We start from the raw sequence: 22,066 nt of genomic DNA, 5'->3' as shown, positions 1-22,066 counted from the left end.
AAAGCATCATCCAAGGAAACCCCCGTGGCAAAAATCACCAAAACCTTCCAGTACGGCAAGCACACCGTCACGCTTGAAACCGGCGAAATCGCCCGTCAGGCCGGCGGTGCCGTCATCGTCAAGTTCGACGACACCGTGCTGCTGGTCTCCGCCGTTGCCGCCAAGAGCGCGCGTGAGGGCCAGGACTTCTTCCCCCTGACCTGCGACTATCAGGAGAAGTTCTACGCAGGTGGCCGTATCCCGGGCGGTTTCTTCAAGCGCGAAGGCCGCGCGACCGAAAAAGAGACGCTGATTTCGCGCCTGATCGATCGCCCGATCCGTCCGCTGTTCCCGGAAGACTACAAGAACGAAGTTCAGATCATCGCCACGGTGATGTCGCTGAACCCGGACATCGATGGCGACATCGCTGCCCTGATCGGCGCCTCGGCTGCGCTGTCGCTGGCCGGCACCCCGTTCAAGGGTCCGATCGCCGCCGCCAAGGTGGGTTACAAGAACGGTGAGTACATCCTCAACCCGACCGTGACCGAACTGAAGGATTCGGAGCTGGAGCTGGTTGTCGCCGGTACCGCCAACGCCGTGCTGATGGTGGAATCCGAAGCCGCGCTGCTGTCCGAAGACGTGATGCTGGGCGCTGTGACCTTCGGTCACCGCGAAATGCAGAAGGTCATCAACGCGATCAACGAGCTGACCGTGGAAGCCGGCACCAAGCCGTCGACCTGGGAAGCCCCGGCCAAGAACGACGTGCTGATCAGCGCCCTGCAGGAAGCCATCGGCCCGCGCCTGGGCGAAGCCTTCCAGGTGCGCGACAAGCTGCAGCGCCGTGACGCCATCTCGGCGATCAAGAAGGACGTGGTCGAGTCGCTGGCTGGCCGTGTGGCCGCCGAAGGCTGGAACCCGGCCGAGCTGTCCAAGGAATTCGGCGAGCTGGAATACAGCACCATGCGCAACTCGGTGCTCGACACCAAGGTCCGCATCGACGGCCGTGCGCTGGACACCGTCCGCCCGATCTCGGTCAAGACCGGCATCCTGCCGCGTACCCACGGCTCCTCGCTGTTCACCCGCGGTGAAACGCAGGCCATCGTGACCATCACCCTGGGCACCGCCCGTGATGGCCAGGTCATCGATGCCGTCGCCGGTGAGTACAAGGAAAACTTCCTCTTCCATTACAACTTCCCCCCCTACTCGGTGGGCGAGACCGGCCGCATGATGGGCCCGAAGCGTCGCGAAATCGGCCACGGCCGTCTCGCCAAGCGCGGCGTGCTGGCAGTGATGCCGTCGCTGGAAGCCTTCCCGTACACCATCCGCGTGGTCTCGGAAATCACCGAATCCAACGGCTCCTCGTCGATGGCCTCGGTCTGCGGTTCCTCGCTGGCCCTGATGGACGCCGGTGTGCCGGTGAAGTCGCCGGTGGCCGGTATCGCCATGGGTCTGGTCAAGGAAGGCGAGCGCTTCGTCGTCCTGTCCGACATCCTGGGTGATGAAGATCACCTGGGCGACATGGACTTCAAGGTCGCCGGTACCGCTGAGGGCATCTCCGCCCTGCAGATGGACATCAAGATCGAAGGCATCACCGAAGAGATCATGAAGCAGGCACTGCAGCAGGCCAAGGCTGGCCGTCTGCACATCCTGGGTGAAATGGCCCACGGCCTGACCGCCCCGCGCGAAGAGCTGTCGGACTACGCGCCGCGCCTGCTGACCATCAAGATCCACCCGGACAAGATCCGCGAAGTGATCGGCAAGGGTGGCTCCACCATCCAGGCCATCACCAAGGAAACCGGCACCCAGATCGACATCCAGGATGACGGCACCATCGTCATCGCATCGGTCAATGCCATCGCTGCGCAGGCTGCCAAGGCCCGCATCGAGCAGATCACCTCGGACGTCGAGCCGGGCCGCATCTACGAAGGCAAGGTCGCCAAGATCATGGACTTCGGTGCGTTCGTCACGATCCTGCCGGGCAAGGACGGTCTGGTCCACGTGTCGCAGATCTCCAGCGACCGCGTCGAGAAGGTCGGCGATGTGCTGAAGGAAGGCGATGTGGTCAAGGTCAAGGTCCTGGAAGTCGACAAGCAGGGCCGTATCCGCCTGTCGATGAAGGCCGTCGAAGAAGGCGAGGGCGCCCCGGCCGCCGAGTAATCGGCCCACGCCGATCTCGCGGTAGGTGAGGACCGTCGGTCCTCACGCCTACGCAGACAAGAAAAAAGCGGGCTTCGGCCCGCTTTTTTTGTGCCCGCGTTCTGCGCAGCAGGGCGTGTGGGACAGATTGCGTGTTCATGCGCCGCAGCCGACGCCCTCGGGTGACATGTCTGTGGCGCTTACCCGCTCGCGCTGCGCGGCATGCAGACCGTCGCCAGGCCCGCGCGGGTCAGCCGTGCGTGTCCGCCGGACGGATTCGCAGGACATCACCGCGTAAAGCGCCCACACACCACATCGCGCTGCTAACGTGGCCTCGCCTTCGATCCGGGAGATCCCATGTTCCGTTCTACTGTCGCTGTCCTCGCCGTCCTGATCGCCAGCGGCATGCCGCAGGCCGCTTCCGCCGCCGAGCCGTTGCCCAAGGTGATCGGTGCGTATTACCCCGGCGGCTCCGCCGAGCGCTATCCGGTGGAGAACATTCCGGCCGATACGCTGACCCATCTGTTCTACGCGTTCGCCACCATCGATCAAGGGCAATGCGTGGTCGCGCCGGAGGCGGATGCGCACTTCAAGGCACTGGCTGCGCTCAAGCGCGCGCATCCGACGCTGCATACGTTGATCTCGATCGGCGGCTGGAACGCCGGGGGCTTCTCCGATGCAGCACTGACCGCCCAAAGCCGCCAGCGCTTCGTGTCTTCCTGCGTGGCGATGTTCTTCGAGCGTCATCGCGGCAGCTTTGACGGCGTGGACATCGACTGGGAGTTCCCCGTGTATGGCGGCCCGACCGAGATCACCGACCGCCCGGAGGATCGCCGCAACATGACCCTGCTGGTGCGCGAGTTCCGCCGCCAGCTGGATGCGCTGGACAAGGCCGACGGCCAGCACCGGCTGGTCACCGCCGCACTGCCGGCCGGCCGCGTGCAGACCGATGGGCCGTATGATCCGGCACGGAGCTATGAGCTCAAGGCGCTGAGCCGCACGCTCGATTTCATCAACCTGATGAGCTACGACATGGGCACCGGCTTTTCAGCGGTGTCCACCTTCAACGCGCCGCTGCACGAGGTGCCCGAAGATCCGCTGGCACCCGGGCTGAAGCGCTGGAACAGCGTGGCCGGCGCGGTGGCCTACTACGAGCAGCAGGGCGTGCCGAAGGAGAAGCTGGTGCTGGGGGTGCCGTTCTACGGCCGCGGCTTCAAGCTTGAAGGCGACGCCAATCATGGCCTCTACCAGCCCTACAGCGTGCCGCATCCGGCCGGCGACTGGCGGCATATCCAGGCCAGCATGCTCGGCCAACCCGGCTGGCAGCGGCACTGGCACCGGGTTGCGCAGAGCCCGTGGTTGTACAACGCCACCGAGAAGGTCTTCGTCAGCTTCGAGGATCCCACCTCGATCGGCCTGCGCGCGAATTTCGCCAAGGACAGCGGCCTGCGCGGTGTCTTCATGTGGGAGCTGACCGGCGACGATGCGCAGGGCAGCCTGCTCAAGGCGATGGTGGCGCCGTTCCAGGGCCCTGCGAAGTAAGCCCCGCGGGAAGGGGCACCGCGACGCAGGCACGTGCCCTATGCTTGCCGGCATGGAGACCGTCCGCCTGCTGGATCTGCACATCGACCGCACCGCACAGCACGTGCGGCGCGGGGATGAGGTGTTGCCGGTCAACGGGCTGAGTTGGCGGCTGTTGGAGTGTCTGCTGGCGCATGGCGACGCCGTCGTCGATTTCGACACGCTGGCCGAGCAGGTGTGGGCACCGGCGGTGGTCGGCGAGGATGCGATCAGCCAGCGGGTGAAGTTGCTCAGGCAGGCCTTGGGCGATGACAGCCGACGGCCACGGTATGTGCGCTCGGTGCGCGGCCGTGGCTACCAGCTGTGCACACCGCCGCAGCCGGTGATGCACGACACCGTTGCCACCGGTACCACTGAGGGTGCCCGCGCGACACGCAGGCACGGACGTACACACTGGGTCTGGATGGCAGCGGGAATGACAGCGGCCGCAGCGGTTGGCGCGTTGATCGTGATCCGCCCCGGCACCGCGCCGGTGTCGCCTGCCGATCCGGTGCTGCAGCGTGCTGCGTATTACGCGGGCATCGGCCAGGCCAGCAACAACGAGCGCGCGATGGCGTTGTACCGCCAGGCGCTGCAGATCGACCCCGAATCACTGGCGGCGCGGCGCGGGCTCGCGCGGGCGCTGGCTGCGGATGCCTGCCTGTTCAATGGCGCCCGCGAGCGCGCGCAGGAGGCATTGGTGCTGGCCGGCCAGGGGGTCCGCATGGCGCCGGACGATGCGGCCGGATGGGCGGCGCGGGGCTACGCCTACGATTGCCTCGGCGCGATGCCGCAGGCCATGGCCGACTACCAGCAGGCCCTGCAGCGCGACCCGGATGATGAGCGCACCCGCGCCTCGCTGGCCTATCTGCGTCAGGAACGCGGTTACCTTGCGCAGGCGCTGCAGGACAACCTGTCGCTGCGCGCGCCCGAGCGGGTTCGCTTCCGCGACGTGCAGGTCGCGCGCGAACTGGAGCTGCTCGGTTTCACCGATGCCGCCGCGCGCCGCCATGCACACAACTTCCAGCTCTATCCCGACAATGTGTTCGCCAACATCGCCTGGCCGCACAGCCTGCTGGCGATGGGCGAGCCGGGCAAGGCGCAGCAGGCGCTCGATCAGGCGCTGGCCCGCGGCACGCCGCATCCGCAATTGCTGCGCCTGCAAGGCGAACTGCTGCTGTTGAAGGGGGACCGGCAGGGCGCTGCAGAGGCCTTCGAGCGTAGCCGTGCCCTGCGTCCGCAGCAGTCGATGGGGCAGACCCTGGCCGGGCTGTATGGCGATGAGGCCGCCACGCCGGCGTGGGTCGCCACGCGCCTGCATGCGCTGGAGGGCCAGGCGGACGATGGTTGGTCGGATACCGCGCTGGAACGCGCGTTGTTGCTGCAGGCGCGGGGCGACGCCACCGCAGCGCTGGCGGCCCTGCATCACGCGGTGAACGCCGGCTTCCGCGATGCGGCGTGGTTGCGCGCCACCCCCTTGTTTGCGCCGCTGCACGGTGCGGCCGGCTGGCAGGGACTGCTCGACACGATCGAGGCGGACGTATCTGCCCAGCGTGCCCAGGTGTTGGCCGCCCCGTGGCGGCCAACAGACCTCCAGGGCCTCAGCGCAGCGCGGGCAGCAGGAACTCGGTAAGGATGCGGCGCGACTGCGGGTGGGCGTAGCTGCGGTTGTAGGCCTGGCTGGTGATCACCGCCACCAGCTTTTTCTCCGGCATCACGAACACGTAGTTGCCACCGTTGCCGGACATCGTCCACACGGTGCTGCCGTGCCCATCGACCGGAAGCTTCAGCCCCCACCACTGATAGCCGTAGTCGCTGCCATCACCGGCGGTGGCCTGCGCGCTGAGCATCGCCCGCACATAGCCGGCGGGGATCAGCTGCTTGCCCTGCCAGCGGCCCTCGGCCAGCACCAGTTCGCCCAACCGTGCCAGGTCCCGGCTGCGGTAACGCGTCCCACCGCCGCCCATGCCGATGCCCTCCGGTGAGCGGTTCCATCTGCTCGTGGTGATGCCCAGCGGGCGCTCCAGCACCTGCGCGGCGTAGTCGGCCAAGGGTCGCTTCGTGGCCTGTTCCAGTACCGCGCCGAGCACGAAGGAATTGACCGTGCAGTAGGCATGCGCGCGGCCGTGCGGGCTGTCTTCCGGTCGCGTCATCCACGGTGCGAAGCCTTTGACCGGCAGCGACAGCGCGAAGTCCAGCCAGTGCTCGGTCACGTACATGCGCTCTTCGTTGCCGGCCGAGAATGCATTCTCGTCATCGCACTCCCACAGCGTGCTCATGGTGAGCAGGTCTTCCACCGTCATCGCGCGCAGCCGGGGATCGACGGGATGGCCAGCGGTGAACGCGGGAAAGTAGTCGTAAACACGGGCCTGTACGCCGGGCAGGGACCCGTCGCCGATGGCCGCGCCGACCAGCATCGCGGTCACGCTCTTGCTGGCCGAGCGCACGTCATTGAGGGTCTCCGCCGTGCCGCCGTTGAAGTAGCCCTCGTACGCCACCTGGCCGTCCACCAGCAGCAGCACGCTGGTGACCTGTTTGATGTCCTGGCTGGCGATCGCCGATTCCAGTGCGGTGATCCGGGCGCTGTCCAGCGCCGCGGGTGCGGCGGGAGCGGTGAGTGGCAGGGCGGCCGCCAGGGCGAAGACCAGGGCGGCAAGTCGGTGTTGGTGGTGGTGCATGGGCAAGGCTCCTCGAGATGAGGGCCGACTACGCCATGACGCGGTCTGAAGTGCTGGAAAGGCGCCTGAAGAATTCTGAAAGCCCGCCGCAGCAGGCCTCCAGGCTAATCAGCGCGGTGCACTCCAGACGCTGTTCGGGTCGCCATGCCGCGCGCGGCGCAGGCTCGCACGGGCCAGCGTGGCAAACCCGAACGCCAGTGCGAGTGCCACGGCATCCACCCAGAACAGCGGCCAGTAGCCACGTGCCGCGCTCGCCCACGGCCAGTAGCCGGTCAGACCGCCGTGCGCCACCGCCACCAGTGCGGTGCTGATGGCGGCCGCCCACAGCAGCTCGCGGGCGGCCTGGTCGGGGCGACGCAGTGCCGCCCACAGCGCACACGCGGCCCAGGTGGCGAAACAGATCCAGCGGATGCCGTGATCCACTGCCTGCGGCGCGATCTGCTCCAGGATCTGCGCGCCCACGAAGCTCGCCGAGACTGCCACGCACAGCCCGATGCAGACCCCCACCGTGGCCCGGGCCATGTTGATCTGCGCGCGCCCCTGTTCCACCTGGCGCCGTTTGCGCCGCGATTCGATCCACAGCAGGTTGCCCGAGTAGAACAGGAAGGCGCCGCCCAGGCCGAGCAGGAAGTACAACCACACCACCACGCCATTGCCGAACTCGCCGAAGTGCAGCGCGTAGGCCGCACTGAGGGTGGCATGGTTGGCATCGCGCTGGCCGGGCAACTGGCTGCTCAGCAGGCGGCCTGTGGCCGCATCCAGGCCGACCGCGCCGAGCGGCCCCAGGGTGCCGCCGGATTCGCCGGTGATCTCGATCGTCGCGTTGGCATCGCCGGCATGGGCGAGCTTCAGGAAGGCTGGTTCGAAATCGGCCACGCCCTGCGCGCGCGCTACCTCGATGGCGCGTGCGTGCAGCATGCGCAGGTGGGTGTCATCGCCGGGCTGGCCGCTGGGCTCGCGTACCGGGGCGGTGTCCATCGCCGCCGGCACCGCCTGCAGCAGCTTGCCGTCGAAGATCAGCGGATTCAGCGCCGCCATCTGCAGGAAGATCAGGCAGAGCAGCGCGCCGGTGACCGCGAACAACAGGTGGAAGGGCAGGCTGAGCACGCCGATCACATTGTGCGCGTCCTGCCACATCTGCTTGAGGTTGCGGCCCGGGCGCAGCGCGAACAGATCGCCCAGCAGTCTGGGCAGGTGGATGACCAGGCCACTGAGCAGGGCCACGCCATACAGTAGGCTGACGATGCCCATCAGGTAGGTGCCCGCGACCGGCAGGCCCAGGCTGTAATGCAGCTCGTTGACCAGCTCGGCCAGCCCGGTCTGTGGCGGGTTCACGCTGCCGTCGTAATGGTCCAGCCAGGCGTACAGCCACGTGCCCTTGGCATCCTGCCAATACGCGATCGGCTGCGGATGATCCGCCCCCGGGAAGGTCATGCCCACGTGGGCGCGTGCGGCCGGGTGGCGCTCAAGTACGCCTTCGAGCAGGCGCTGCGCGTCGTCCAGGCTCGCGGCCGGGGTGTCCACCGCATGCGGGGTCTGCCACAGCGGCAGGTCGTGGTGGAACAGGGTCAGCGCACCGGCGTAGAACGCCACGAACAGCGCGAAACCGGCCACCAGGCCGACCCACGTATGCAGCGTGGTGAAGGTACGCAGGGTCTGGGAACTGAACTTCATCGTATCGCTCTCATTGCACCGCGCCGGTCAGGCGCAGCAGCCACAACAGGCCAAATCCGGCCAGGGCGGTCGCGCTCATCACGGCCCACGCCCGCATCCCGGTGCGGAAGCTGAAGGCCCAGATCGCCGCCAGCATCCACAGCGGAATGAAGGCGATCAGGCTGGGTACCAGTGCGCTCTGCCACGGCCCCGGCGGCAGCCAGGCGACCAGGCCGGTGGCCGCGGCCGCGACGAAGAACCCCGCCAGGAGGCCGGCGCCCGCGCGGGCCCACATCAGCGCATCACCTGTGCCGGGCGGTGCCAGGCAGCAAGCAGCGGCAGCAGAACCGCCACCAGCATCCAGCTGCACAGCATCACCACCACGCCGGTGGCGATGCCCAGATTGGCGATCCACAGCCACAGTGCCGCCACCGCAGCCACCAGACTGATCCGCCGGCCCAGCCGGCCGGCACGGCGCAGGCGCGGCCAGCGGCAGTGCGGTGAGGCGGCATACAGCGCCAGCGCGGAAAACGCGGAGCCGACCAGCGCCAGGCTGCAGAAGCCGAGCGAGGTCAGGGCAACAGTGATCATCGGCAATCCAATCGGGAAACCTGTCCTGGGCAGGACAGTAATCCGCGCATGGTAATCATTGCGGTTTGTGTGCGCCACACGGGCGCATTCAGGCGGTCCGGTCCCTCGGTCGCAGCGGCAGCGGCGCATTCATCGGCGGATTGGTTTAAGATCAGGGCATCTCTATCGAGGCAACAAGGTGGCCCGCGCCCTGCGCCGGTCTAGCGTGTGACATGAGCACTACCACCGCCCACCGCTGAACGCCCCCGACGGCCCCTGACGCAGGCGCCTTCGTGGCGCTTTTTTATTGCCTCGCCCCCGGATTCTCCAGGCCCCCTTGCGGGCCACCAGACCAAAGCACTCTCATGATCGCGATCACGCTCCCCGACGGCAGCCGCCGTGAATTCGAAAACCCCGTCAGTGTCATGGACGTCGCCCAGTCCATCGGCGCCGGCCTGGCCAAGGCCACCATCGCCGGCTCGGTCGATGGCGTGCTGGTCGATGCCAGTGACGTCATCGACCACGATGCCAGCCTGCGCATCATCACCGCCAAGGACGAGGAGGGCGTGGAGATCATCCGCCACTCCGCCGCCCATCTGGTCGGCCATGCGGTCAAGCAGCTGTACCCGGACGTCAAGATGGTGATCGGCCCGGTCATCGCCGAAGGCTTCTACTACGACATCTACTCCGAGCGCCCGTTCACGCCCGACGACATGGCCGCCATCGAAAAGCGCATGGCTGAGCTGATCGCGCAGGACTACGACGTCATCAAGAAGGTCACCCCGCGTGCGGAGGTCATCGAGATCTTCAAGGCGCGTGGCGAAGACTACAAGCTGCGCCTCATCGACGACATGTCGCCGGAGATCCAGGCCATGGGCATGTACTACCACCAGGAATACGTGGACATGTGCCGCGGCCCGCACGTGCCCAACACGCGCTTCCTGAAGGCCTTCAAGCTGACCCGCATTTCCGGTGCCTACTGGCGCGGCGATGCCAAGAACGAGCAGCTGCAGCGCATCTACGGCACCGCCTGGGCCGACAAGAAGCAGCTCGAGGCCTACATCAAGCGCATCGAAGAAGCCGAAATGCGCGACCACCGCCGCATCGGCAAGCAGCAGGAGCTGTTCCACCTGCAGGAAGAGGCGCCGGGCCTGGTGTTCTGGCACCCCAAGGGCTGGGCGCTGTGGCAGGTGGTCGAGCAGCACATGCGCCGTGTGTACCGCGACAGCGGCTACGGCGAAGTGCGCTGCCCGCAGATCCTGGATGTGTCGCTGTGGCAGAAGTCGGGCCACTGGGACAACTACCAGGAAAACATGTTCTTCACCGAATCGGAGAAGCGCACCTACGCGGTCAAGCCGATGAACTGCCCGGGCCACATCCAGGTGTTCAACCAGGGCCTGCACAGCTACCGCGATCTGCCGATCCGCTACGGTGAGTTCGGCTCGTGCCACCGCAACGAGCCCTCCGGTGCGCTGCACGGCATCCTGCGCGTGCGTGGTTTCACCCAGGACGACGGCCACGTGTTCTGCACCGAGTCGCAGATCGAAGCTGAAGTGACGGCGTTCCACCAGCAGGCGCTGGCGGTCTACACGACCTTCGGTTTCGACGAGATCCAGATCAAGATCGCGCTGCGCCCGGAAAAGCGCCTTGGCGATGACGCCACCTGGGACAAGGCCGAAGCCGCGCTGCGTTCGGCCTTGGGCAACTGTGGGGTCGAGTGGCAGGAGCTGCCGGGCGAGGGCGCCTTCTACGGCCCGAAGATCGAGTACCACCTCAAGGACGCCATCGGCCGTACCTGGCAGCTGGGCACGATGCAGGTCGATTTCATGATGCCCGGCCGCCTCGGCGCCGAGTACGTGGACGAAAACAGCCAGAAGAAGCACCCGGTCATGCTGCACCGGGCGATCGTCGGCTCGATGGAGCGGTTCATCGGCATCCTGATCGAGCACCACGCCGGTTCCTTCCCGTCCTGGCTGGCTCCGACCCAGGTGGTGGTGGCCAATATCACCGATGCGCAGGCTGAATACGTCAGCGAAGTGCGGAAAACCCTTGCAGATCAAGGCTTCCGCGTGAACGCCGATTTGCGCAACGAGAAGATCGGATATAAGATTCGCGAGCATACGCTGCAGCGGGTCCCGTACCTGCTGGTGGTTGGCGACCGTGAGAAGGAAAATGGCGCCGTGGCCGTGCGTACGCGCTCTGGCGAAGATCTGGGCAGCATGTCCGTCCAGGCCTTCATCGAGCGGTTGCAGGCAGAACAGTCCGTGTAAGAAAGTCCCGGCCCTGCGGATGCTCCGCGATGGGCCGGTTTGATTCCTCTGGGAGATTGCAATATCAGTACCCCTGACAACAAACAGAACCGCAAGAATCAGGAAATCCGGGTGCCGCGCGTCCGCGTGATCGGCAGCGACGGAGAGATGATTGGTGTGTTGACGCGTGACGAAGCGCTGTCGATGGCCGAAGACGAAGGTCTGGACCTGGTCGAGATTCAGCCGCAGGCTGATCCGCCGGTGTGCAAGATCATGGACTTCGGCAAGTTCAAGTTCGAAGCGCAGAAGAAGGCCAACGAGGCCAAGAAGAAGACCAAGCAGGTCGAGATCAAGGAAGTGAAGTTCCGCCCGGTCACCGATGAAGGTGATTACCAGATCAAGCTGCGCAAGATGCGCGGTTTCCTGGAAGAGGGCGACAAGATCAAGGTCAACATCCGCTTCCGTGGCCGTGAAATGAGCCATCAGGAACTGGGTCGCGAGATGGCCAGCCGGATCGAAGGTGATCTGGGCGAGGACATCGTGATCGAGTCCCGTCCGCGCCTTGAAGGCCGGCAGATGGTGATGATGATCGCGCCGAAGAAGAAGTAACCGGCCATCGGCCCCAGCCCGGACGGGCGGGGCGTGGAGCCGGGCCATGCCCGGCTGCCGGCGCCGCCGGCGTCGCGTGCTTCAGATTCGCGTTACAAGGCACGGGCGCCTTTTCAGGCGCCTGCTGCCGTTTGCCCTGGCCGCAGCCTCTGCGGCCCGTCCGGCGGGCGTTCCACGCCTGCCGGCACCGGTAAACACCCGCCCAATCAAGCGTTTGCAACTGCCTGGATTCACGGGCATAATGGGCGGCCCCGTTTTGCGGGGGTGCTGTTTTGAACGGTTTCCCGCCCCACAAAGGCACGCTGTTTCAACGGCAAACAGGACCGGCCTGGTTCCCATAGGGGATCCCGGGCTTACAAGCAGGCAAGGGCACGGACGGAAAGTGTGGCAATGCCACCGCCCTGGTCAGTGACAAAACATCATCAAGGACATAGCAATGCCCAAGATCAAGACCAACCGGGCGGCGGCCAAGCGCTTCCGCAAGACCGCGTCCGGCAAGTTCAAGGCTGGCCACGCCAACCGTAGCCACATCCTCACGAAGAAGTCGACCAAGCGGAAGCGCAATCTGCGTCAGACGAACCATGTTCGTGCAGAAGACGCAGGCCGTTTGAACCGTATGCTTCCCTACCTCTGAGGACTGACCCATGGCACGAGTAAAGCGTGGCGTACAGGCGCGTCGCCGCCACAAGAAAATTCTGACCCTGGCGAAGGGTTACTACAACGCTCGCCGCAAGGTCTTCCGCGTTGCCAAGCAGGCCGTGATCAAGGCACAGCAGTACGCCTACATCGGTCGTAAGCAGAAGAAGCGCAACTTCCGTTCGCTGTGGATCACCCGCATCAACGCGGCTGCCCGCATCAACGGCCTGAGCTACAGCCGTTTCATGAACGGCCTGCTCAAGTCCGGCATCACCCTGGACCGTAAGGTTCTGGCTGACATCGCCGTGCACGACGCAGCTGGTTTTGCTGCACTGGCCGAAAAGGCCAAGGGCGCACTGGCGGCATAAGTCCATTCCCCTGCCGTTGCCGTTCACGCGCAACGGCTGTGGGTAAGGCAAATGCATGGGGAAGGGCGCAAGTCCTTCCCCATTCTTTTTTGTGTTGGCGGTGGCCCTCCCGGTGCCATCGATCGACAGCGGTGGCGACGGGGGTCGGCCCGACGCGCATCGCGATGGCATACCGACGCGAGGCTCCGGCTATCCATGAGTGACATCCAATCCCTGACCACGCAGGCACTGGCCGACGTGGCCGCTGCCCAGAGCCCCGATGCGCTGGAAGCCCTGCGCGTGGCCCTGCTGGGCAAGAACGGCAGCATCACCGCCCAGCTCAAGCAGCTCGGTGGCCTGCCGGCCGATGAGCGCAAAGCCGCCGGCGAAGCCATCAACCGTGCCCGTGACGCGCTGACCAGCGCGCTGGGTGATCGCAAGACCGTGCTGGAAGACGCTGCGCTGGACGCGCGCCTGGCCGCCGAAGCGATCGATATCACCCTGCCGGGCCGTCGCGAAGAGCGCGGTGGCCTGCACCCGGTGACCCGTACCCTGGAGCGCATCACCGAGATCTTCGGCCGCCTCGGTTACGAACTCGCCGAAGGCCCGGAAATCGAAGACGACTGGCACAACTTCGAAGCGCTGAACTTCCCGCCGCACCACCCGGCGCGCGCGATGCACGACACCTTCTATTTCGGCGATGGCCGCCTGCTGCGCACGCATACCTCCGGTGTGCAGGTGCGCTACATGGGCGAGCACGCACCGCCGCTGCGCATGATCGCGGCCGGCAAGGTGTACCGCAGCGACAGCGACCAGACCCATTCGCCGATGTTCCACCAGGTGGAAGGTCTGCTGGTCGATGAGCACTCCACGTTTGCCGATCTCAAGGGCACGCTGTCCGAGTTCGTTCGCGCGTTCTTCGAGCGCGATTTCGAGATGCGTTTCCGTCCCAGCTACTTCCCCTTCGTGGAACCCGGCGCGGAAGTGGACATTGCCTGGCAGCAGCCGGATGGCAGCACCCGCTGGCTGGAAGTACTCGGCTGCGGCATGGTCCACCCCAACGTGCTGCGCAGCGTCGGCATCGATCCGGAGCGCTATACCGGCTTCGCCTTCGGCCTGGGCGTGGAGCGCTTTGCGATGCTGCGTTACGGCGTCAACGACCTGCGCGCGTTCTTCGAAAACGACGTGCGGTTCCTGAAGCAGTTTGCGTAACAGCGGAACCGCCGGGCCGACCCCGGCGCGACGTCGCACCACCATTCATCACGGCCCAGGCGCCTGCGCCGGCCCACCAGGGTGACACCATGAAATTCTCTGAAAACTGGCTGCGCAGCCACGTCCCGACCACCGTCTCGCGCGATGAACTCAGCGCGGTGCTGACCGCCATCGGTCTGGAAGTGGAAGCGGTCGATGCGCTGGGCGATGGCCTGCAGCATGTGGTCGTGGCGAAGATCATTTCCGCCGAACGCCACCCCGAAGCCGACCGCCTGCAGATCTGCCAGGTCGATGCGGGGCAGGGCGAGCACCTGCAGATCGTCTGTGGCGCGCCGAACGCGCGCCCGGGTCTGGTCGCGCCGCTGGCGATGGTCGGCGCGCAGATCGGCGATCTGAAGATCAAGCCGGCCAAGCTGCGTGGTGTGGACTCCAACGGCATGCTGTGCTCGGCCAAGGAACTGGGCCTGGACACCGATGCCTCCGGGCTGTTCGAACTGCCGGACGATGCGCCGGTCGGCCAGACGCTGGTGGAGTACCTCGGCCTGCCCGACGCCAGCATCGAGATCAAGCTGACCCCCAACCGCGCCGACTGCTTCAGCATCCGCGGCATCGCCTTCGACGTGGCCGCCGCGTGCGCCAGTGAAGTCGTTCCGTTCGACGCTGCACCGGTCGCCGCCGTGGGCACGCGTGAGCTGACGGTCCAGCTGGACGCTGGCGCCGAAGCGCCGCGTTACGTCGGCCGTGTGATCGAGGGCGTCAACGCCCGCGCCGCCACCCCGTTGTGGATGGCCGAGCGCTTGCGCCGCAGTGGCGTGCGCCCGGTCTCGCTGCTGGTGGACGTCACCCAGTACGTGATGCTCGAGCTCGGCCAGCCGATGCATGCCTTCGATCTGGGCACCCTGCAGGGCAGCATCGGCGTGCGCCGTTCGCGCGCGGGAGAAACGCTGAAACTGCTCGACGGCCGCGACGCCGCGCTGGACGACAGCTTCCTGCTCGTCACCGATGCCGACCGCCCGATCGCGCTGGCCGGCCTGATGGGCGGCTTCGATACGCGCGTCACCGACGACACCACCAACGTATTCCTGGAGGCTGCGCACTTCGCGCCCGCCGCGATCATGGGCCGGGGCCGCAAGCTCGGCCTGCACACTGATGCCGGCCACCGCTTCGAACGCGGCGTCGACCCGGTGCTGCCGCGCGCGGCGATCGAGTACGCCACCCGCCTGATTCTGGACCTGGCCGGCGGCACGCCTGCGCCGGTCACCGAGGCCGTGCGCGAAGCGGACCTGCCGGCGACCGCCACCATCGGTCTGCGCCGCGCCCGTATCGCGCGCGTGCTGGGCATCCAGATCGCCGATGCTGATGTGGAGCGCATCCTGCGCGCGCTGGGCATGGAGGTGGCCGCGACCGCCGATGGCTGGCAGGTCACCGCGCCGAGCCGTCGCTTCGATATCGCCATCGAAGAAGACCTGATCGAAGAGCTGGCCCGTATCCACGGCTACGAGCAGATCCCGACCACGCTGCCGGGCGGTGCCTCGCGCGTGGCGATGCCGACCGAGACCCGCCTGGACGACCTGAGCGTCCGTCGCCAACTGGTCGCCCGCGATCTGCAGGAAACCATCAACTACGCCTTCGTCGATGCCGCGTTGCTCGCGCAGTGGCAGCTGGACGAGGGTCTGGTCGCGCTGGCCAACCCGCTGTCGGCCGAACTGGCGGTGATGCGTCCGTCGCTGCTGCCGGGCCTGGTCGCCACCCTGGGCCGCAATGCCGCCCGCCAGCTGGGCCGCGTGCGCCTGTTCGAACTGGGCCGCGTATTCCATCAGCAGGCCGGCGAAGGCCAGCCCGCGCCGCTGGAAACCCAGCGCGTGGCCGCCGCGATCTGTGGCGATGCCGACACCCAGCAGTGGGGTCTGCCGACCCGCAAGGTCGATTTCCACGACCTCAAGGGCGACCTGGAATCGCTGGCCGCGGCCAGTGGCGCGGAGCTGGCGTTCACGCCGTCGCAGCGTCCGTATGGCCACCCGGCACGGTCGGCCGAGGTCTCCCGTGACGGCGTCAGCCTGGGCTGGATCGGCCAGATCCACCCGCGCCTGGCCAAGGCCATGGAGATCGACGTGGACGTGTTCGCCTTCGAGTTGGACCTGGCGCCGTTGGCCGCCCGCGCGCTGCCGCGCGCGACCGAGCTGTCGCGCTTCCCGTCGATGCGCCGCGATCTGGCCTTCCTGGTGCCCGAGGCCGCGGCCTGGGCCGACCTGGAAGCCACCCTGCGCCGCGCCGTCGGGCCGCTCCTGCGGGAGGTCACCCTGTTCGACCGGTACGTCGGCCAGGGGGTCGAGCCGGGGTTCAAGAGTCTCGCTATGGGCTTGATTTTGCAGGACAAGTCGCGCACTCTGACGGACCGCGACGTGGATGCGGTGGTGGCCGAGGCGGTCTCTGCCATGGAGCGTGAACATCACGCCCGGATCCGCGGTTGAGCGGGAAGCATGGGGGATAGCAGGCAATGGCATTGACCAAGGCGGAGATGGCCGAAAAGCTGTTCGACGAAGTCGGTCTGAACAAGCGCGAAGCCAAGGAATTTGTCGACGCGTTCTTCGATGTGCTGCGTGAAGCATTGGAACAGGGACGTCAGGTGAAGCTGTCCGGCTTCGGGAATTTCGACCTGCGGCGCAAGAACCAGCGCCCGGGTCGCAACCCCAAGACCGGTGAGGAAATTCCGATTTCCGCCCGTACGGTGGTCACCTTCCGTCCGGGCCAGAAGCTCAAGGAAAGGGTAGAGGCATATGCTGGATCCGGGCAGTAACCGAGAACTTCCGCCGATACCGGCCAAGCGCTACTTCACCATCGGTGAGGTCAGCGAACTGTGCGACGTCAAGCCGCACGTGCTGCGTTACTGGGAAACCGAGTTCCCCAGTCTCGAGCCGGCCAAGCGCCGCGGCAACCGCCGCTACTACCAGCGCCACGACGTGCTGATGGTGCGCCAGATCCGCGGCCTGCTCTATGAGCAGGGCTACACCATCGGCGGCGCGCGCCTGCGCCTGGAAGGTGCCGATGCGCGCGAGGAATCGGCGCTGAGCAACCAGATCATCAAGCAGACGCGGATGGAACTGGAAGAAGTGCTGCAATTGCTGCGCCGCTGAACCATTTTTCACGCAAACCCGTTATACTCGTCGGCCCGCTGAGAGGCGGGGACATTGCCAGCATCATCGGGGCGTAGCGCAGCCTGGTAGCGCATCTGCCTGGGGGGCAGAGGGTCGTCGGTTCAAATCCGGCCGTCCCGACCAAACTGGTAGTAAGAACAAAGGCTTGCACCGCTCGGTGCGGGCCTTTTTTCTTATCACACCCTATCTACACCCTATCTACACCCTATCCAGGGTGATCAGAGTCCTTCAGGGCGCTTAAAAGGGGATGGTCGCGGCAGAAGGCCCGTGCGCTACACTTTTTGGACTTGAGAAGTCGCAATCCATGAGATAGATGAGTGTTCTCATCAACCATAGCAGGGCAAAGGACATGAAACTGCGCAAGTTGAAGGAAGGCTTCGAGGCCCTCTGGCGGCAAGCTCGGCCGTGGATACGGTCGCGAAGGATGGAGATTTCGGTATTGGTTGTCTGCTCTTTCATGGTGCTCCTTGCCCCGCTGTATGCGCTCGGCAACCCTTCTGTTAAGAAGTCGTGGGTGACCGTCTATGAGGCGCCGAGAGCCGGTAGCACTTCCGTCTCGTCACCGCCTGGCCAAGTCGAGAAGCCCTCAAGTGATGAGGCCTTTGGAAGGCATCTGGATACACTGACCGGTCTTTACAGCACTGTCATCACAGTGCTTACCGTAATGCTAGCGGCGGTAGTGTCCCTGGCCTTCTTCACCGTTAAGGCGGGTAGCCGAGCGGAAATGGATAAGGCACTGAGAGATGTTGTTGAGTCACAGGATTTTAAGAACTTCCTTCAGACGAAGATTCAAACCGGCGTCGCGACGGGCATCGAGAACGAGCTCGGGAACGTCCAAGATTTGGTCGATGAGTTAAGAAGAATGTATGAGGCATTGGACGACGTTGCAGTGCTAAGCGAAAGCGAGAATTCAGATGGCGATAGTAAAGCTTAGAACTCCCATGGGCCCGCCCGCTGCGAAAGGTTCTCCAGAAGGGGCTATAGAGTCGCTTGCCACCCTCCAGGCCGAGATGGCCAATCGAGGTTTCGGCTCCGCACCGTGTCGCGTCGATGATGTGGCGCAAATGCTCGGCATCAAAGTTGTGCATGAGCAAATGGATGACGAAGTTTCCGGCTTTCTTGAGAAGCGCGGCGACATTTGGGTTGCGGGCGTGAATTCGTACCATCATCGGGTGCGGCAGCGCTTCACCATCGCTCATGAAATCGCTCATTACGTCCTGCATCGAAGGAAGCAGAGTGAATTCCGTGACTACACCTTCGCTCGGCGCAACGACGATCGCTCAGAGATGGAGCGTGAAGCTGACGAGTTCGCCGCCCAGCTACTGATGCCGGAGGGCGAGGTGCGGGCTGCAGTTGACAAAGGGTTGAGAAACCTTAACGATCTAGCTCGTCACTTCGATGTGTCCACCTTGGCGATGCGCTATCGGCTGGATAATTTGGGCTACCGGATGGGTTAGAAATGAACGAAGTTGCAGGGAAGCGATACGTACCGATTATTCGCTCGCGAGATGCTGAAATCCGCGCTTACGCTGAGCTTTCTAGCTCAGTAAAAGATGCTCTTCTTCCCGTCGTCGAATACACAAAGTCGCGACGTACTAAGAAGAATACAGAGGGCTCTGTAAGCGTCTGCGTGTCTAAAATTGAGGAGCATCTTGCCGGGCGCTCCTACATTGCTGACGTTACTACGATGGATAGCCTCAGTAACGCAGAAACGGCCGCGTTGCTGGATCCCGACAACGGATTCCGCAACTGGCGAGCATTTGTGCTTTCGTCGCTTAACTCAGCCTGCATACCGACTGTCCACCTCACTGATCCGTTCGATGAAAGAAGTGTGTTGGTGCAATGCAAGGCGTTTCTAAATCGCTCAACGCATATAGCATTCCGTATCCCCGCGGATTATGACTCTACTGTCCGACTTGTTGATGTTCTCAAGAGAGAATTCGGCGGATTGGAGCAGGTGATCCTCATCTGCGATGGTGGCTATGTAAGCAAGCCCGCTTACCCGGCGGCTCTGGCTGACAGCAAACGAACACTAGTGGCCGCTGGCGCCGGTTTTGCGCTGCGAGCTGTAGCCTGTAGTAGTTTTCCGAAGAGTGTTGTGCTTCCCGACTACGGTGGTGATGAGTATGGCAAGTTTGAGCTACTCGAGGTAAAACTCTCAGAAGAGGTGAGGGCTGAACGAGGCCTCGGTGACGTGGTTCATGGTGACTATGCTCTCGTTCATCCAGAGGACTTCAAGGGAATCGTGACCAGTTGGGTCCCCCGCGTAGATGTTCCCTTGGACCAGACGCTTTTCTATCATCGTTACCGCCGTCCGAACGGGGGGTATGATCTCGCCGCGCATAAAGCATTCCACGACCCAGACTACGTTGCTCTCGACTGCTGGGGCCACGAAAACATTAAAAGTGCTGCTGGCGGCGCTGTTCAAGGCAGATCTCCTGCTCACTGGATATCTGTTCGTATCAACTTCCATCTCTCTCGCCAGTCAAATCGGATCGAGCTAGCGTATCTTCTTGGGTAGTCGTAGAGTTTCTACATCGTCCAGCGTCAGACGCTCACCTCGCTCCGAGTTGAAGATTGCGAACTTCTGACTCGCTCGGTTGTAGATGGACGTGATCGCACTGCGTGACAATTGCGCCGTCGTCAAAAGATTAACCGCAGATTCTCGGAGCATTTGGATATCGCTCGGGCCCCTGCGCGCGCCTAACATCTGGCGCAATTCGTCCGCTCTGAGCCACTGAATTGCTCCTGCCTTTGACAGGCGCTGTCGTTTGGTTGCGAGCCGGCGGCGGCTGATCGCGGTTTCGCCTAAATCGATCAGTCCAATCCTCTCCGGCATAATATCTTTAATCGCGGGCATCAAATTGGGTGCCGCCGCGACATAGACCTCGAGGAATCCCTCTACGTAGTCTTCGACCTGCCTGGAGAGCTTTGCCAGGTTGTCCCTGGGCCCTTTCACCTCGATGGCAACCAGGCGATTTGGCCCGACGATTGCGATATCGGCTTTTCTGCTCACATCCTTGTAAGGCAGTTCGAGGGCAATTATCTCGTCTTGCTGCAATTGGGGTAGCAGCCATCGAATTAATCTCAGTGTTTCATCTGCGGCGTAGTTCATAGGTCGCAATTCAGCTCCAAGTCCAGAATTCTTCATTCGCGGCCAGGGAGATAGTCTATCGCCATCGTTAGGCATGCGCTCGCTCCCGGGCTCGTCATCGCTTTAGCGTGAGGGTGGATGCGACCTCAGTCCATGGCACGTCATGCCCGTCCAGGTAGTGCTCGGTCATCGACTTGGAAGCGTGCCCCATCAGCGTCTGTACCTCTTCAGTGGTCCACCCGGCGTCGCGGACGAGGGCGCCGCCAAGGCTGCGGATTTCATGAAAGCTTGGTGGATGGTCGCCAGCGACACCCGCAGCCTCACGGGCATCCTGAAACGCCCGGGTCAGCTGCTCAGGCATGACTTGGGTGTGGTGCAGGCGTGCGTGGGCCCGCTTGTCGGACGGCCGGGCCCGATCCGGAAGTCGATGGACAACGAATGGGGAGACCACCGAATCACGCGCTTGCGACAGAAGTGTGGCCAGCTGGCCACCGATATTGATCTTTAGCTTCACCAAGGAGGTGCCTTCGGTTTTCTGCGGCACGACCCATAGGAAGCCGTCCCGCACGTCGGAGAACTTCAGGGACACGATGTCCTCCCGGCGAAGTAACGTGATCAGGGACAAGTCCATCGCAAGCCGTAGCCATGGCTCGGCGTGGTCCCAGATCGTGTCGTAGATTTCTCTCGTCAAGCGGGTGCGTTTTTTCTCGTGTTGGAAGCGGCGGGTGGCCAGCACCGGGTTGGTATCGATCCAACCTTCCTGTACGGCGCAGCCCAGAATCCAGCCCAGCACCAGGCGGAATTGTTGGCGCGCGCGATCGGAGGCGGTAACCGCGCGGATGAACTCCGCGCACTCCTTGACCGTGACCTGTTCGACCGGACGGGTGCCGATGCCAGCTTCAATGCGACGGATCACACTTTCGTACACCTCGGCCGTCTTCGGCGCCCACTTCCGTCCCGGGACATCGTCCCGGCGGAAGACGGCAATCGCGTCGGCGACGGTTTCCTTTGAGCCGATTACCCGATCGACAAGATCGTTCGTGGGCATGAGGAGCGCGTTGAGTTTCTTGGCAGCGGCAAACGCTCGTGTCTTGTCCGTGCCCATCCACGTCTCCCGCTTTGTCACGGGGTGCCGATACTTGAACCCTTCCCGATTGGGGTAGAGGTTCGCCGGCCATCCTTGGCGGCTCTTGCTGCGCGGTCGCGGTGCCATTCGTATCAACCTGCCTTCAGTACGCGCTCGACGAGCAGGTCGCCGTCGGCAAGCCATTCGTGTTCGTCGATGAACCAAGTCCCGCCGACCTTCTTGCCGGGAATCTTTCCGTCGCGCAGCCAGCGCTGCAGCGTGGCAACGCTCGGGCGGCTAGTGTCGTCAAAGTACTTTTGCAGCCATTTATCGGCGGTCAGAAGTTTCATGCCTGGCCTCCCATGCTTGCCGCCGTGGCAGGAACGTTTGTGGCGGCCAAGGCAGATTGCATTGCGTAGGCGCCGTTGTTGGGTTGGATGCAGTTCATGGCAGAATCGGCTCCGACAAGGACAGGACAACCACATGCGAGCCTTTGCCGAGATTTGGTCCATGCGGGATGGCGTCAGCCAGTGTTGGAAGCTCAGCAAGTACTGTACGGTTGACTGGGAAGCTTGGGCGGCCATTGGCACCGTTACAGCGGTTCTCGTTGCGCTGTTTGGCCCGGCGATCCAGCGCCGATTCGTTCGAAAAAAAACGAATGCTCTCTTTGCGCTGAGCTACCGTTCCAGTGTGGTCGCCGCTCTTGGGCGTCTGCGAAATCTTGACGATCGCTTTCCACTGGATCCCGCTGCGCCAGCGGCTTGGCAAGTTCATAGCTCGCTTACGCGCAAGGGTGACGAGCAAGCTAATTTTCTTCAGATTTGCGAGCGTCTTAGCGATCTGTCGGGCCGCGAAGTGGACCTGACAAAGTGGGGTGCAGCAGATTTGGATCTTGCGGCCAAGATATCCGTGGCTATCGAATCGACTGGCCATTTTCAGCTGGGAGCCGATACGCTCAGTGTGTATAGCGAACGCACGGAATGGGTTCTGATGATGACTTCGGTTCACTACGCTCACCTTCGGGCCGTACGCGATGTTCAGGCCGCTTCCGACGCGATCCATAAGGCGCTCAGCGCATACAAAGTGACTGCTAGCATGGATTGAGGCAGCCACGCTCTTTGC

The 22,066-nt window shown here is 64.1% G+C and carries 22 protein-coding genes and 1 tRNA gene; 16 read left to right on the top strand and 7 right to left on the bottom strand.

Going from position 1 to position 22,066, the window contains the following annotated elements:
- Nucleotides 1-24: 24 nt before the first annotated feature.
- The 3 genes from pnp to AC06E9_RS01325 all read left to right on the top strand — a co-directional run bounded on the left by pnp (nt 25) and on the right by AC06E9_RS01325 (nt 5,308).
- Nucleotides 25-2,136, top strand: a complete 2,112-nt coding sequence (pnp, locus tag AC06E9_RS01335) for a polyribonucleotide nucleotidyltransferase (protein ID WP_121038382.1) — start codon at nt 25-27, stop codon at nt 2,134-2,136.
- A gap of 336 nt (nt 2,137-2,472) precedes the next feature.
- On the top strand, nt 2,473-3,657 hold the full coding sequence (locus AC06E9_RS01330; RefSeq protein WP_478055351.1) for a glycoside hydrolase family 18 protein: 1,185 nt from the start codon (nt 2,473-2,475) through the stop codon (nt 3,655-3,657).
- A 52-nt stretch (nt 3,658-3,709) separates the two neighbouring features.
- On the top strand, nt 3,710-5,308 hold the full coding sequence (locus AC06E9_RS01325; RefSeq protein ID WP_478055349.1) for a winged helix-turn-helix domain-containing protein: 1,599 nt from the start codon (nt 3,710-3,712) through the stop codon (nt 5,306-5,308).
- Here the strand turns inward: AC06E9_RS01325 and AC06E9_RS01320 are convergent.
- From AC06E9_RS01320 to AC06E9_RS01305, 4 genes are all read right to left on the bottom strand, one after another.
- Complete coding sequence (locus AC06E9_RS01320; RefSeq protein ID WP_121038373.1) at nt 5,277-6,353, bottom strand: serine hydrolase domain-containing protein; 1,077 nt, start codon at nt 6,351-6,353, stop codon at nt 5,277-5,279. The genes AC06E9_RS01325 and AC06E9_RS01320 overlap by 32 nt on opposite strands.
- 108 nt (nt 6,354-6,461) lie before the next feature.
- Nucleotides 6,462-8,027 (bottom strand): PepSY-associated TM helix domain-containing protein, encoded by a 1,566-nt coding sequence (locus AC06E9_RS01315; protein ID WP_152153395.1) that lies wholly within the window; start codon nt 8,025-8,027, stop codon nt 6,462-6,464.
- Between the two features lie 10 nt (nt 8,028-8,037).
- Nucleotides 8,038-8,301, bottom strand: a complete 264-nt coding sequence (locus AC06E9_RS01310; RefSeq protein WP_121038367.1) for a hypothetical protein — start codon at nt 8,299-8,301, stop codon at nt 8,038-8,040.
- The gene (locus tag AC06E9_RS01305) at nt 8,301-8,597 is read right to left on the bottom strand and encodes a hypothetical protein (RefSeq protein ID WP_478055348.1); all 297 of its coding nucleotides are present in this window, start codon (nt 8,595-8,597) and stop codon (nt 8,301-8,303) included. Before AC06E9_RS01305 ends, AC06E9_RS01310 begins: the two co-directional genes overlap by 1 nt.
- Nucleotides 8,598-8,941: 344 nt before the next feature.
- On the opposite strand from AC06E9_RS01305, the gene thrS reads away from it, so the two are divergent.
- From thrS to AC06E9_RS01245, 12 genes are all read left to right on the top strand, one after another.
- Nucleotides 8,942-10,846: a threonine--tRNA ligase gene (thrS, locus tag AC06E9_RS01300; RefSeq protein WP_121038364.1), complete on the top strand. Its 1,905-nt coding sequence runs from the start codon at nt 8,942-8,944 to the stop codon at nt 10,844-10,846.
- 48 nt (nt 10,847-10,894) lie between these two features.
- Nucleotides 10,895-11,434, top strand: coding sequence for a translation initiation factor IF-3 (infC, locus tag AC06E9_RS01295; protein ID WP_172838068.1), 540 nt, complete (start codon nt 10,895-10,897; stop codon nt 11,432-11,434).
- Nucleotides 11,435-11,870: 436 nt separating this feature from the next.
- Nucleotides 11,871-12,068: a 50S ribosomal protein L35 gene (rpmI, locus tag AC06E9_RS01290; RefSeq protein ID WP_017355265.1), complete on the top strand. Its 198-nt coding sequence runs from the start codon at nt 11,871-11,873 to the stop codon at nt 12,066-12,068.
- A 10-nt stretch (nt 12,069-12,078) separates the two neighbouring features.
- The gene (gene rplT, locus AC06E9_RS01285; protein ID WP_017355264.1) at nt 12,079-12,438 is read left to right on the top strand and encodes a 50S ribosomal protein L20; all 360 of its coding nucleotides are present in this window, start codon (nt 12,079-12,081) and stop codon (nt 12,436-12,438) included.
- A gap of 195 nt (nt 12,439-12,633) precedes the next feature.
- Nucleotides 12,634-13,629, top strand: coding sequence for a phenylalanine--tRNA ligase subunit alpha (locus tag AC06E9_RS01280; RefSeq protein ID WP_478055347.1), 996 nt, complete (start codon nt 12,634-12,636; stop codon nt 13,627-13,629).
- Nucleotides 13,630-13,718: 89 nt separating this feature from the next.
- Nucleotides 13,719-16,100, top strand: coding sequence for a phenylalanine--tRNA ligase subunit beta (gene pheT / locus AC06E9_RS01275; RefSeq protein WP_478055345.1), 2,382 nt, complete (start codon nt 13,719-13,721; stop codon nt 16,098-16,100).
- Between the two features lie 26 nt (nt 16,101-16,126).
- Nucleotides 16,127-16,426, top strand: coding sequence for an integration host factor subunit alpha (locus tag AC06E9_RS01270; protein WP_005410432.1), 300 nt, complete (start codon nt 16,127-16,129; stop codon nt 16,424-16,426).
- Nucleotides 16,407-16,763 (top strand): MerR family transcriptional regulator, encoded by a 357-nt coding sequence (locus tag AC06E9_RS01265; protein WP_019182707.1) that lies wholly within the window; start codon nt 16,407-16,409, stop codon nt 16,761-16,763. Before AC06E9_RS01270 ends, AC06E9_RS01265 begins: the two co-directional genes overlap by 20 nt.
- 67 nt (nt 16,764-16,830) lie before the next feature.
- Nucleotides 16,831-16,907 (top strand) — tRNA-Pro (locus tag AC06E9_RS01260).
- Between the two features lie 190 nt (nt 16,908-17,097).
- Nucleotides 17,098-17,718, top strand: coding sequence for a hypothetical protein (locus tag AC06E9_RS01255; protein WP_478055344.1), 621 nt, complete (start codon nt 17,098-17,100; stop codon nt 17,716-17,718).
- 7 nt (nt 17,719-17,725) lie between these two features.
- Nucleotides 17,726-18,241, top strand: coding sequence for an ImmA/IrrE family metallo-endopeptidase (locus tag AC06E9_RS01250; protein ID WP_478055342.1), 516 nt, complete (start codon nt 17,726-17,728; stop codon nt 18,239-18,241).
- A gap of 2 nt (nt 18,242-18,243) precedes the next feature.
- Entirely contained in the window at nt 18,244-19,305 is a 1,062-nt protein-coding gene (locus AC06E9_RS01245) for a beta family protein (protein ID WP_478055341.1), read from the top strand.
- Here the strand turns inward: AC06E9_RS01245 and AC06E9_RS01240 are convergent.
- From AC06E9_RS01240 to AC06E9_RS01230, 3 genes are all read right to left on the bottom strand, one after another.
- Nucleotides 19,285-19,899, bottom strand: a complete 615-nt coding sequence (locus AC06E9_RS01240) for a sce7726 family protein (RefSeq protein WP_478055340.1) — start codon at nt 19,897-19,899, stop codon at nt 19,285-19,287. The two genes, AC06E9_RS01245 and AC06E9_RS01240, sit on opposite strands and share 21 nt — an antisense overlap.
- A 94-nt stretch (nt 19,900-19,993) precedes the next feature.
- Nucleotides 19,994-21,091 (bottom strand): tyrosine-type recombinase/integrase, encoded by a 1,098-nt coding sequence (locus AC06E9_RS01235; protein WP_478055339.1) that lies wholly within the window; start codon nt 21,089-21,091, stop codon nt 19,994-19,996.
- Between the two features lie 5 nt (nt 21,092-21,096).
- Nucleotides 21,097-21,294 carry a helix-turn-helix domain-containing protein gene (locus tag AC06E9_RS01230; RefSeq protein WP_179458371.1) on the bottom strand — a complete coding sequence of 66 codons (198 nt, stop codon included), beginning with the start codon at nt 21,292-21,294 and terminating at the stop codon, nt 21,097-21,099.
- Between the two features lie 133 nt (nt 21,295-21,427).
- On the opposite strand from AC06E9_RS01230, the gene AC06E9_RS01225 reads away from it, so the two are divergent.
- Nucleotides 21,428-22,048 (top strand): hypothetical protein, encoded by a 621-nt coding sequence (locus AC06E9_RS01225; RefSeq protein ID WP_478055337.1) that lies wholly within the window; start codon nt 21,428-21,430, stop codon nt 22,046-22,048.
- Nucleotides 22,049-22,066: the final 18 nt, after the last annotated feature.

The sequence above is a fragment of the Stenotrophomonas sp. Steno-Z10-BAI genome (genome assembly GCF_056393115.1).
Note: the sequence above shows the minus strand (reverse complement) of the source record. Positions and strands in the feature narration are given on the sequence as shown.

Excerpts from the sequence above, each read along its gene's own strand:
- AC06E9_RS01330 (WP_478055351.1), top strand. The coding sequence starts at position 2,473 with ATGTTCCGTTCTACTGTCGCTGTCCTCGCCGTCCTGATCGCCAGCGGC.
- AC06E9_RS01325 (WP_478055349.1), top strand. The coding sequence starts at position 3,710 with ATGGAGACCGTCCGCCTGCTGGATCTGCACATCGACCGCACCGCACAG.
- AC06E9_RS01320 (WP_121038373.1), bottom strand. The coding sequence starts at position 6,353 with ATGCACCACCACCAACACCGACTTGCCGCCCTGGTCTTCGCCCTGGCG.
- AC06E9_RS01315 (WP_152153395.1), bottom strand. The coding sequence starts at position 8,027 with ATGAAGTTCAGTTCCCAGACCCTGCGTACCTTCACCACGCTGCATACG.
- AC06E9_RS01310 (WP_121038367.1), bottom strand. The coding sequence starts at position 8,301 with ATGTGGGCCCGCGCGGGCGCCGGCCTCCTGGCGGGGTTCTTCGTCGCG.
- AC06E9_RS01305 (WP_478055348.1), bottom strand. The coding sequence starts at position 8,597 with ATGATCACTGTTGCCCTGACCTCGCTCGGCTTCTGCAGCCTGGCGCTG.
- thrS (WP_121038364.1), top strand. The coding sequence starts at position 8,942 with ATGATCGCGATCACGCTCCCCGACGGCAGCCGCCGTGAATTCGAAAAC.
- rpmI (WP_017355265.1), top strand. The coding sequence starts at position 11,871 with ATGCCCAAGATCAAGACCAACCGGGCGGCGGCCAAGCGCTTCCGCAAG.
- rplT (WP_017355264.1), top strand. The coding sequence starts at position 12,079 with ATGGCACGAGTAAAGCGTGGCGTACAGGCGCGTCGCCGCCACAAGAAA.
- AC06E9_RS01280 (WP_478055347.1), top strand. The coding sequence starts at position 12,634 with ATGAGTGACATCCAATCCCTGACCACGCAGGCACTGGCCGACGTGGCC.
- pheT (WP_478055345.1), top strand. The coding sequence starts at position 13,719 with ATGAAATTCTCTGAAAACTGGCTGCGCAGCCACGTCCCGACCACCGTC.
- AC06E9_RS01270 (WP_005410432.1), top strand. The coding sequence starts at position 16,127 with ATGGCATTGACCAAGGCGGAGATGGCCGAAAAGCTGTTCGACGAAGTC.
- AC06E9_RS01265 (WP_019182707.1), top strand. The coding sequence starts at position 16,407 with ATGCTGGATCCGGGCAGTAACCGAGAACTTCCGCCGATACCGGCCAAG.
- AC06E9_RS01255 (WP_478055344.1), top strand. The coding sequence starts at position 17,098 with ATGAGTGTTCTCATCAACCATAGCAGGGCAAAGGACATGAAACTGCGC.
- AC06E9_RS01250 (WP_478055342.1), top strand. The coding sequence starts at position 17,726 with ATGGGCCCGCCCGCTGCGAAAGGTTCTCCAGAAGGGGCTATAGAGTCG.
- AC06E9_RS01245 (WP_478055341.1), top strand. The coding sequence starts at position 18,244 with ATGAACGAAGTTGCAGGGAAGCGATACGTACCGATTATTCGCTCGCGA.
- AC06E9_RS01240 (WP_478055340.1), bottom strand. The coding sequence starts at position 19,899 with ATGAACTACGCCGCAGATGAAACACTGAGATTAATTCGATGGCTGCTA.
- AC06E9_RS01235 (WP_478055339.1), bottom strand. The coding sequence starts at position 21,091 with ATGGCACCGCGACCGCGCAGCAAGAGCCGCCAAGGATGGCCGGCGAAC.
- AC06E9_RS01230 (WP_179458371.1), bottom strand. The coding sequence starts at position 21,294 with ATGAAACTTCTGACCGCCGATAAATGGCTGCAAAAGTACTTTGACGAC.
- AC06E9_RS01225 (WP_478055337.1), top strand. The coding sequence starts at position 21,428 with ATGCGAGCCTTTGCCGAGATTTGGTCCATGCGGGATGGCGTCAGCCAG.